The following is a 10,752-nucleotide window of genomic DNA, read 5'->3' as shown; positions in this document are numbered from 1 at the left end:
GATGTCCAGTGAGAAATGATCCCTCAGTTCGCTCGTTTGCGTTGGCATGGCAGCTTCCTCGGGCACCCCGTAGGGGACGCGTCCCCAGACTCACTTCGACAGCTATCGCGCCGCCGACTCCCCTGGATTCTCTATGTCAGCATCGCGAGGGTTCGGGGACAGGTCAGGTGTTCCCTCGTGGCTCCCGCCCCGGGGCCCGGCGCACGCGCGCCACAGCCGCCACGTCGTCTCTGGCGAGGAAGGCGCGGATGACGGCGTGGCCGTCCTCGGGGGACCAATCGGCCTCGGTGCCGTTGAGCAGGTCAATGATGTGTTCGTCTTCGGCACATGGGATGCGGAGAACCGGTCCGTAGAACGTGTGGCCCGTAGCGTTGTACAGCGTATAGATCGTCTTGCCCGCCGCGCTGAAGCGGTTGGCGTATACGTGTCGCGCCAGGGTCGGCACGAGGGGCTCGCAGTCGTTGCCTTGGAAGGCGTCGGCGTGTTCGCGCAGGATGGCGTCCAGGTGCTCGGGGTAGTAGCTGCCGAAAGATCCGACGCCGTTCCAGAAGCGCTTGCGATGCGTGGGGTCGGCGCTGCGGTGGTCGAGTTCGTACGCCTTGCACTCCGGGAAGTAGAACCGCTGAAGATTGCACTCGAGTGGGCGTAAGGGAGTGGCTTGGACGGTGAGGTCATACGTGATGCATCCCTCGATGAATTGCATCAGGTAGTCGCAGCCGGGGTGTTCCGTGGTGAGTACCGAGCCGGGTTTCACGTCGTCCATGGCCTCGCGCACCGTCTCAGTCGTCTCGGCGATAGCGCGCTGCCACTCGGTGCAGCCCCACTCGGCGAAGGTGTGCGCATGCTTGGTGTTGAAGCACGCCGCGCCGCAGTGACCATATTCGTCGAGCCGGATGCCGTCGGCGTCGGTCTCCTGCATGACGCGCCGCATGGTGTCGGCGACGTACTCGCGGTACCCCGCCACGTCGTGGCACATGTTCCACGACTCGTAGCTGGTGCGGTACGTGCCGTCCGGCTTCACGATGCCCCACAACTCGCCCCATTGCCGCCCGCACTTCGTGTTGTCGTCGGCCAGGATGGGATCGGTGTAGAGCGTGACCAACGCGCCCATGTCGCGGTAGGTGTTGATCGCGGCGCGCAAGGCGGGCAGCCCGCCCCAGCGCTCGTTGTACCCGTCGTAGTCGCCGCGGTTCAGCGGGTACATGGTCTTTCCGGTAACGGGGTCGGGAACCCAGTAGGCGCTGTAGCGCTTGTACATCGCCGGCCCGATTCGCTCTTCCAGCTTGTCCCACGGTGTGCGCCACGGCCCCAGCGGCGACCATTCCCACCACGACATCAGTTCGATGCAGTCGCAACGCGGCTCGATGAAGTCCGTGCGGTAAGCGCCGTCGCGGAACAACGGGCTCTTGCCCCAGCCTGCCGCGAGCATGTTGACAATCGGCGTCAGCCGAGATGGACGAGGCCGGAACCGCCACACGCGATGGCACCAGTCCGCGTAGTCCTTCATCGCGACGTGCCAGTCCTTGGGATGCGCGCGGAGGGCGACGGACTTCGGCGCGAACGATTCACCCGGGCCGCGCGTCCGGCGCAGGTACTCGAAGGCAACCCCGACGCCGGGAGTCGCCGGCAGGCAATTCGTCCACTTGTACTCGTCGCCGGTTGGGGTGTAGGCGGCATCGCCGTTCAGTTCAGCTCTGCCCGGGATATGCTTGCGCAGCGCGAGGACCTTGTGCCGGCCGTCCACGTCAGTGCAGCGAATGCTCAGGCCGGCGCCGCGCTCCGGACTGTAGATGTCCATGAGTTGGTACAAGGCCTCGTGGTCGCCGTAGCCGCGGCGGATGACGGCCGGCGCGTCGGAGAAAATGCCTCCGCCCCATGGGAAGAAGTAGTAGTCGTTTTCCGCCGCATCGGAGATAGCGAGGCCCGACAGATGAGGAAACGCGACCTTGAAGTCACGCGGCGCGTCGGCGCGGTTCGTCACGACCAGTTCCACGAACAGATCTCGGTCATCCACGCTGACGGTGAGCTTGCCTTCGAGACCCGTGGCTGCGTTGAACAACACGGCCGTGAAACCCGGGCCATCCCTGGAGGGGGTCAGCGATTCGCACGCGAAGTCGCGGGAGCCGGCATACCGTTCGCCCTCGACCTCGATGAGGAACAGCGCGCACTCCTTGGCATCGCTCACCATCTGAGACGCGGCGAGTTCGTTGTAGAGGGAGGCGAGCTTGAGCCGGCCTTTCTCGACTGTGAATGCACAACGCAGGTTGCGGTTGGCCAGTGCCGCCCGCGAGAGGCTCGCGGCGCACCGCGGCTTGCGCGCGGAGAGAGCGCCCCTCGGTGCCGCGATACGGGGCGTCATATCCACTCGGTGCGAAAGCGGGTGGTAGTCCGGGGATGCACGCACGGCGATGCGCTTGACCGGGATGTCTTTGCCCAGCTCTATGCCGCTCGGCCGAAACGGAATCCCGGATTCCACGCGCGCTTCGTAGCGCGGGCCCTTCGCCTCAACGGCCGGTCGCGGATCACCGTCCTCGCCCAGCCATCGGAACTCGTACGCTGCATCCGAGATCGTTTCGACGATGACCGAGATGGGCGACAGGGCATCGAGGCGCAGCGGGTTCCACTCGATCCGCGTCGTAGCGCCGTGTGAGCCGGCATACGACACCACGCCCTGCGGATCGTCGAGCCGGTCATCTTGGGGATACCAGGCGGCGTTGAGCTCCGTATCGCCGCAGAGAAGGTACAGGCGGACCATGTACTCCCCCGTGCCTCCGGGCACAGTGAGCTTGTCTGAGCGCCACGGTTGGTCCGCGCCGAAACGCACCCAACTCCTGCCGCCTTCGACGGTCGTGTCGATGCCGAGATAGAAGTAGTCGTCCGGCCTCTTGCCCTGTGTCACGATCTTGCGGAAAACGAACTCGTTGGGGCCCCGAATCAAGCACCCCTTCCGGAGACTGACGTCCCACCACCGCATCGAATCGCCGACCGGCCTTTGCTCGCGGAAGACAGGCAGCCCCGTCGTACTTGTCGGGTAGCGGGTCGCTTCGCCGTTCACGACGATCTCGAAGGTTTCGTCCAGGCCGTTGGCCTGGGGCAAGTCGTGCCAGGAGTAATCGCGGACGCAGAAGTGGATGGACAACCGGACATCGCGGACCGCTTCCCACACCGCAGGCGGCAACTCGCTGAGGTCGAGCACCTTCCTCGCCCAGTAGCCGGGATCGGACTGGTGCGTGATGCCCATCGTCGGCCCGCCCCAATTGCCGTCGTCATCGCGCACCACCCAGACATGATCCGATACCTGCTCGAGCCTCGAGGACCACGCGCCCGTCGCGCAGCACAACGCGGCCAACAGCAGCGCAACGCCGCTTCTCGCGACGTGTCTTCTACCGCGGCGTCTCATCACGTGCTCCTCGCTCTTCGGTCACCGGAACGCACACCCCCATTAGCGCTGCTCCTACGTCCGGGTCAGATCGCCCTGCCCCAGTTGCCGCAGGAACACTCGCCCTATTGCCCTCCGCAGCGCCTTCTCCCTGTCTGGTCGCCGTCGCGGGAGTCGGTGGCGACGCAGTGAGATGAGCCGCTCCGTTGATCTGATGCTGCCTTCGGGCGCAGCACAAAGGCCCGGCCGAAGCCGGGCCCGTGCTTGACATGCCGGTATCTGGCGAGGTCGCTTACGACGCCACCCGACCTCCAAGCAGGCCGTTGGGCATGCGCTCCAGGCGCAGCTCGACTCCGCACACCGGGCAGGTCACGACGTCGCCTTCCTTGGCCCCGTCCGGCAGCGGCACCGCCAGCTTGCACACCGGACACAGCACGCCCACGAGCACCGACCGCAGCGAGAACTCGTCGAACATCTGCTTATGAATCGCCGGGTCGAGCTGCGAGATGTCGCCCTGGGACCGAATCAGCTTCTCGATTACCGCGGCCTCAGCCACATTGCCCAGGAACGCCGCGCCCACCACCGTCCCGTTGCGGCGTACCAGCGCTTTGTACACGCCGACATCCGGGAACACCGCCGACTCCTTGCGCAGGCCGACACCGGGCGGCGGGTTGCTCTGCCCCATCGCCAGAAAGTCAACGTCCAGGATCTGCACCTGCAGCGTGCTGATGGCATCTCCGACGCTCGCCCCGCCGCCCGCCATGTTCTCCCCGGCGGCCTGGCCCTGCCGCCACGCCTTGAGCCATCCGAAGGACTGCACCTTTTCCCCCGTCGTCGCATCCGGCGCTTGCGTCACGTCGCCGGCGGCGTACACGTCTTCCGCGCTCGTCGCCAGCTTGTCATCCACCAGCACACCGCGGTCGGTTTCGATCCCTGCGGCCTGCGCCGCATCCGTGTTCGGGACGAGACCGAGGCTGAGCGCCACCAGATCGCAAGGGATCGCTTCGTCGCCCGTGGCAACCACCTTCTCCACCTTGCCGTCTGAGCCGGCAATGGCTTGCAGGTCGTGGTTGCGCAGCAGCCTGATGCCGCGCCCCTCGAGATGCTGCTCGACCAGCTGCCCGGCGTCGGCGTCGAGCATCTCGGGCCAGAAGCGCTCACCGCGCACGAGGTAGCTCACCTGCACGCCGAGGTCGAGCAGCGCGCGGGCGATCTCGAGGCCGATGGAGTTCTCGCCCGCAATCACCGCTTGCTTCGCCTCACGCGCCGCGGCTTGCAGCGCGCGGGCATCCGCCAGGGTCTGGAGGTAGTGGACACCCTGGAGATCCGCGCCCGACACCTCGGCCTTACGCGGAGACGCGCCGGTGGCGATCAACAGGCGGTCGTAGGCCACTGACGTGCCGTCGTCCAGTTCCACACGATGCGCGGCTGCGTTAACGGCGGAAGCCTTCTTGCCGAGCATCACCTTTATCTTGTTGGAGGCATAGAAGTCATCGGGCTTGGCGCGCATCGCCTTCTCGCTCGCCTTCCCCGCGGCGAAGTCGGCGAGCTGCGGACGGTAGTAGAACCCGTCCTGCTCGTCCCCGACGATGGTGATGTCGCCGCGCTTCTCCCGCTGGCGGATGGCTTCGGCCGCGCGTACGCCGGCCACGCCGTTGCCGATAATCAGATAGCGAGCCGTTCGGACACTCCCTCCTGTCCCACGGTGATACGGAGTCCGGCTGCCCTTGGGCAGCGCCCCGCGGCAGAGCAGACTCCCGCAGAGGCACCCGGCGCGGGCGTGTGCACGAGACGGGGCCGCCGCCCTCCGCTCATTCGCTACGCCGATTTCGATGCTGGCAGCGTGGATTCCTGTGATGGTTTGTGCATTTTTTCACAAGCGTGGGGCATGCCGCGGCCAGGCATTGCCGCGTGACAGTGCTCAGGGCCGCGCCGGGTGCCTTTGCGTTCCGGCGCTGGCTCGGGCCGCTGCGGCAATACCGCAGCAGCCCCACGGCGGCCGAACTACGCCTCGCTCACCAGGTCTCGCTGACGCGGCGCTATGAACAAAAGGTACAGGATCTCCAGAATCCCCGCCGTGTTGATGACGAGCAGCGCGATGTACCACAAGGGCTGATCTCGCCGCGCGGCCCTCCACATGGCGAGCCCCTTCCAGAAAACGCTCCACACCAGGAGCGGAACGAGGAAAGCACTTGCAGATGGGTTGTTGAGCGCGTCCACTCCGGCACCTCCGCGGCTCGAAGGGTCCCGCCTTGATGTCCGATTCCGCCGTCGGTGCAGGCCTTTCGCCGGCGCGGTGAGTATGTCCTGGTTCGGGACCCGGTCATCGGCCCCTGCGGCAAGCGTCAGCCCAACAGCACACCCCGCACCACACGTCGGTCGGAAGGCCGAACCGCGCTGCGCGCGGAATCATTGTCGCCAAGAACGAGCTGCTCGCTGAGCTGCGACTCCACCATGAATGATTCCTTCGTTGACTTGCACTTGCACACGACCTGCTCGCACGGCAGGTTCTCGCCGACGCGGGTCGTCGAGCTGGCCGCGCGGATGGGCTTGGCCGCCGCCGCCATCACCGATCACAATACCGGGGCGGGCCTGTGCGAAGCGCGCCGCGCGGGTGAGATGTACGACATCGAGGTCATCGGCGGCTGCGAGTTCTCCGCCGAATGGCGCGACCTCGAACTCCACGTCCTCGGTCTGTTTCTGGATGATCGAGCGCCGGGCTTCGACGAGGCGATGTCGCGCACGGCCTCCTTGTGGCGCGAACGGCTGGAGCGCATGATGGAGCGCATGCGCCGGGAGCAGTGCATTCAAGTGACGTGGGACGATCTCTACTACACCGGGCATATCCCGGGCGTCTCTCCGGTCGCCGAAGCCATCGCCCGCGCGCGGGGAGACATGACGACGGGCGAGGCGTTTCGCGCCTATCTCGACGAGGGCAAACCGGGCTATGTGGCGCCCCTGGTTGACGTGGCATGGGTGGCACGGACGGTCCGCGATCTCGGCGGGCTGTGTGTTATGGCACACCCCTGGGCCTATGATCCCGACGTCGTCACGTTCGGCGACGCCGATTACGCCGCCATGCGCGACGCAGGCGTGGACGGGCTGGAATGCTACCACCCGGGGCAGGACGCAGCGGGCTTGGCGGAACGCATCCGCCAGACCCATGGTCTGGACATGGTAGTGTCCGGCGGATCGGACTGCCACGGCGCCGCGCCCGGCCAGCCGTTGAAGATGGGCTCGCAGGGCGTTCCGCTCGGGGTGCTCGACGGCTTGCGGGAGCGCCTGGCCCGGCGTAGGTGAGTCGCGGTCCCTGTCCATGAGCAAGGCCCGCAGGGCACCGATCACAGCATGCCGGGATGGCGCACCCCGACGCCGGCGGGCATCCGCAGGTCGCGGGGGCCGGTGAGCGATTCGAGCGCCCCAGATGCGGCGGCCGATCGCTCGACCTCGACTCCCCTTCGGCGCCTTGCGCGGCTGCGCGCGGGTATGGTATCATGAGTGGGCGGAAAGTCCTCGCCCGTATCGCCGCGCGCCGGGGAGCGGGACGGGAGTCCGCGTGGCGTGCCCGAGCCGAGAATTCCCCTGATTGAGGGGTTGACAAGGTTACGGGGAATCCCTATAATTACAGTTCGTTGCGCGGATGGAAATCCGTCTCGCACGACGGCGGACCTCCGCGCTTCGTTGTGGATACCCGCGAGGCATCCCACCGAGTATGGTGATCGTAGTTGCCGACCATTAACCAACTAGTGAGAAAAGCGCGCAAGCGCAAGCAGACTCGGGTGCGCCCGACGGTGCGCTGGGCATTGGGGTGGAACTTCAATACCAAGCAGCGCAAGTACGTCCGCGTGCCCGGACCGCTCAAGCGCGGCGTGTGTACGCGCGTATACACGATCAACCCGAAGAAGCCGAACTCGGCCCTGCGCAAGGTCGCCCGCGTGCGCTTGACCAACCGGGTGGAAGTCACGGCCTACGTGCCGGGCGAAGGGCACAACCTTCAGGAGCACTCGGTCGTGCTCATCCGCGGCGGCCGGGTCAAGGACGTCCCCGGCATCCGCTATCACATCGTACGCGGGGTGCTGGACACGGCGGGCGTTGACGCCCGCCGTCAGGCGCGCTCCAAGTACGGGGCCAAGAAACCTAAGTAGTCAACGGCGAAAGTGCGGGGCGCACCCGGCACGGTGTGCCCGGCACTTCGCGTGTCTTCGGGGGGACCGAACAGGCTCGTACCCGGCGCGGAATCACCGCCGTCGGCCGGAGACCTGCTACAAGTGGAGTCGCGGATGCTACGGGCCGCGCAAGCGGATTCGCGTGGTAGCCGGGGCTCCCCGAGGAGTCACAGGAGATGCCGCGAAAGGGAGCGATCTCGCGTCGAGAAGTCATGCCGGATCCGATCTTTCACAGCCGGCTGGTGACGCAGTTTATCAACAAGCTCCTGCTGCGGGGTAAGCGCAGCACGGCCGAGCGCATATTCTACGGCGCGCTCCAGGTCATCGCCGAGCGCGGCAAGGATCCGCTGGCCGTGCTCGAGCAGGCGCTGAAGAACACGATGCCCGTGCTTGAGGTGCGCCCGCGGCGGGTCGGGGGCGCGACCTACCAGGTGCCGGTCGAAGTGCGGGCGACGCGCCGCGTCGACCTTGGCATGCGCTGGCTGATTCAGAATGCGCGCCAGCGCTCGGGCAAGACGATGGAAGGCAAACTGGCGGTCGAGCTGATGGACGCCGCCGACTCGCAGGGCGCTTCGGTCAAGAAGCGAGAGGATACGCACAGGATGGCGGAAGCCAACAAGGCCTTCGCCCACTACCGCTGGTAGGACCGGCATGGTTCGCGTACCGCGAGCCGATAGTCCGGCAAGGTGCTGACTCACATCGGGCCTACCAGGGACGGCAGGGGGCAAGCCTCAGGCTGGACATATCGGTTACGCACATGGCACGCGATTTTCCGCTAGACAAAACGCGAAACATAGGTATCGCCGCCCACATCGACGCCGGCAAGACCACCACCACCGAGCGTGTCTTGTTCTACACCGGCAAGGTCCACCGCATGGGGGAGGTGGATGAAGGCGCGGCGACTATGGACTGGATGCCCCAGGAGCAGGAGCGGGGGATTACCATTACCTCCGCCGCCACCACCTGCTTCTGGCGCGAGCACAAGATCAACATCATCGACACCCCCGGCCACGTCGACTTCACCGTCGAGGTCGAGCGTTCCCTGCGCGTCCTCGACGGTGTAGTTGCCATCTTCTGCGCCGTCGGCGGCGTGCAGCCGCAATCCGAGACCATCTGGCGACAGGCCAACAAGTATCGCGTCCCGCGCATCGCGTACATCAACAAGATGGACCGCGTCGGCGCCGGCTTCCACCGCATCCTGCACTCGATGCGTCAGCGCCTGGGCTGCCGCGCGGTCGCCGTCCAGCTCCCGATCGGTTCCGAGGCCGACTTCCAGGGCATCATAGACCTCATCCGCATGAAGGCGCTCTACTACCCGGACGAACTCGGCGTCACCGTCGAGGAGCGCGACGTTCCGGCGGAACTCCTGGAGCGCGCGGAGCGCTTCCGCGAGGCCATGATCGAGGCCGCCGCCGAGAGCGACGAAGAGCTCATGGAACTCTACATAGACGGCAAGGAACTCGACCCCGAGCAGATTCGGGCGGGCCTGCGCGTCGGCACGCTGCGCTACAACATGGTGCCCGTCCTGTGCGGCGCCTCGCTGCGCAACAAGGGCGTGCAGCCGCTGCTCGACGCGATCGTGGACTACCTCCCGTCGCCGCTCGAGGTCGCGGACGTCAGGGGCGTCGACCCGGCCAGCGGGCTCACCGTCACGCGGCACGCCAGCGACGACGAGCCGTTCGCCGCGCTCGCCTTCAAGATTCGCTCCGATCCCTACGTCGGTCGGCTCACGTACTTCCGCGTGTACAGCGGGAGCGCGCGCAAGGGCGAGCAGATCTTCAACGCCAACCGGAACCGCCGCGAGCGCCTCGGGCGCATCCTGCGCATGCACGCCAATCGGCGCGAGGACCTGACCGAAGTGTTCGCCGGCGATATCGCCGCGGCCGTCGGCCTGAGGAATGTCACCACGGGCGACACCCTGTGCGATGAGGGCCACCCCGTGGTGCTGGAGAGCATTCATTTCCCGGAGTCCGTGATCTCGGTTGCTATCGAGCCGCGCACTCAGGCCGATCGCGACCGCCTGTCTGAGGCCCTCACCCGGCTCACCGGCGAAGATCCGACTTTTCGCCTGCGCGTGGATGAAGACACCGGCCAGATGATCGTCTCCGGCATGGGCGAGTTGCATCTCGAAATCATCGTTGATCGCCTGCTGCGCGAGTTCAACGTCGGCGCCAACGTCGGACGCCCCCAGGTGTCCTACCGCGAGGCGGTGACGACCGCCGCCGAGGGCGAGGGCCGCTTCGTGCGACAGACCGGCGGACGCGGCCAGTACGGCCATGTCGTCCTGCGCGTCGAGCCGTCGCCGACCGGCGCGAATGAGTTCGAAAGCCAGATCACGGGCGGGACGATACCGAAGGAGTTCATCCCGGACATCGAGCGCGGCGTGCGCGGGGCGATGGAGGCGGGCGTGCTCGCCGGCTATCCGCTCGCCGCGACCAAGGCGACTCTGCTGGGGGGCAGCTACCACGAGGTGGACTCGAGCGAAATGGCCTTCCAGATCGCGGCCGCGATGGCGTTCCGGGACGCCGCCGCGCGCGCGGCACCGGTGCTCAACGAGCCCGTAATGAAGGTGGAGGTGGTGGTCGCCGAAGATCGGCTCGGCGACGTCATCGGCGACCTCAACGGCAGGCGCGCCGATATTCTTGGCACGGAGCCGAGCCCGGGCGGGACGCAGACGATTCGCGCCTTGGTGCCGTTGGCGGAGATGTTCGGCTACGCTACGGCGCTGCGCTCCCTGACCCAGGGGCGCGCCACCTACACCATGGAGCCGTCGCACTACCAGGAGGTTCCCGCGCAGATCGCGGATCAACTACTCGCACATGCCGTACACGCCTAGCACGGGCACGCCGGCCCCCGAACACGGGCTCGCGGAACCCAAGGCGACGACGGACGGGGAGCGTAATCATGGGCAAGCGCAAATTCGAGAGGACGAAGCCGCACGTTAATATTGGGACGATCGGGCACGTCGATCACGGCAAGACGACGCTGACGAGCGCGATCACGTTATGTTTGAGCAAGCACGAGGGAGCGGATTATCTGGCGTACGAGCGGATCGACTCGGCGCCGGAGGAGAAAGAGCGTGGGCTGACGATCAACATCTTCCACGCGGAGTACGAGACGGACAAGCGCCACTACGCGCACGTGGACTGTCCGGGGCACGCGGACTACATCAAGAACATGATCACGGGAGCGGCGCAGATGGACGGG

General features: G+C 66.5%; 8 protein-coding genes. 5 read left to right on the top strand and 3 right to left on the bottom strand.

What is annotated here, in order from left to right; all coding sequences use genetic code 11:
• Positions 1 to 163: 163 nt before the first annotated feature.
• The 3 genes from JSV65_11360 to JSV65_11350 all read right to left on the bottom strand — a co-directional run bounded on the left by JSV65_11360 (position 164) and on the right by JSV65_11350 (position 5,599).
• Positions 164 to 3,400, bottom strand: a complete 3,237-nt coding sequence (locus tag JSV65_11360; protein UCH33175.1) for a hypothetical protein — start codon at positions 3,398 to 3,400, stop codon at positions 164 to 166.
• A gap of 271 nt (positions 3,401 to 3,671) precedes the next feature.
• On the bottom strand, positions 3,672 to 5,030 hold the full coding sequence (locus JSV65_11355; GenBank protein UCH33174.1) for an FAD-dependent oxidoreductase: 1,359 nt from the start codon (positions 5,028 to 5,030) through the stop codon (positions 3,672 to 3,674).
• 353 nt (positions 5,031 to 5,383) lie between these two features.
• Entirely contained in the window at positions 5,384 to 5,599 is a 216-nt protein-coding gene (locus JSV65_11350; protein ID UCH33173.1) for a hypothetical protein, read from the bottom strand.
• A 234-nt stretch (positions 5,600 to 5,833) separates the two neighbouring features.
• On the opposite strand from JSV65_11350, the gene JSV65_11345 reads away from it, so the two are divergent.
• From JSV65_11345 to tuf, 5 genes are all read left to right on the top strand, one after another.
• The gene (locus JSV65_11345; protein ID UCH33172.1) at positions 5,834 to 6,679 is read left to right on the top strand and encodes a PHP domain-containing protein; all 846 of its coding nucleotides are present in this window, start codon (positions 5,834 to 5,836) and stop codon (positions 6,677 to 6,679) included.
• A 425-nt stretch (positions 6,680 to 7,104) separates the two neighbouring features.
• Positions 7,105 to 7,524 carry a 30S ribosomal protein S12 gene (gene rpsL, locus JSV65_11340; protein ID UCH33171.1) on the top strand — a complete coding sequence of 140 codons (420 nt, stop codon included), beginning with the start codon at positions 7,105 to 7,107 and terminating at the stop codon, positions 7,522 to 7,524.
• A gap of 197 nt (positions 7,525 to 7,721) precedes the next feature.
• Positions 7,722 to 8,189: a 30S ribosomal protein S7 gene (rpsG, locus tag JSV65_11335; protein UCH33170.1), complete on the top strand. Its 468-nt coding sequence runs from the start codon at positions 7,722 to 7,724 to the stop codon at positions 8,187 to 8,189.
• Between the two features lie 113 nt (positions 8,190 to 8,302).
• Positions 8,303 to 10,381, top strand: coding sequence for an elongation factor G (gene fusA, locus JSV65_11330; protein ID UCH33169.1), 2,079 nt, complete (start codon positions 8,303 to 8,305; stop codon positions 10,379 to 10,381).
• A 68-nt stretch (positions 10,382 to 10,449) separates the two neighbouring features.
• On the top strand, positions 10,450 to 10,752 hold a 303-nt coding region (gene tuf, locus JSV65_11325; GenBank protein UCH33168.1), incomplete at its 3' end, for an elongation factor Tu.

It is taken from the genome of Armatimonadota bacterium (genome assembly GCA_020354555.1).
Classification (GTDB): Bacteria; Armatimonadota; Hebobacteria.
Note: the sequence above shows the minus strand (reverse complement) of the source record. Positions and strands in the feature narration are given on the sequence as shown.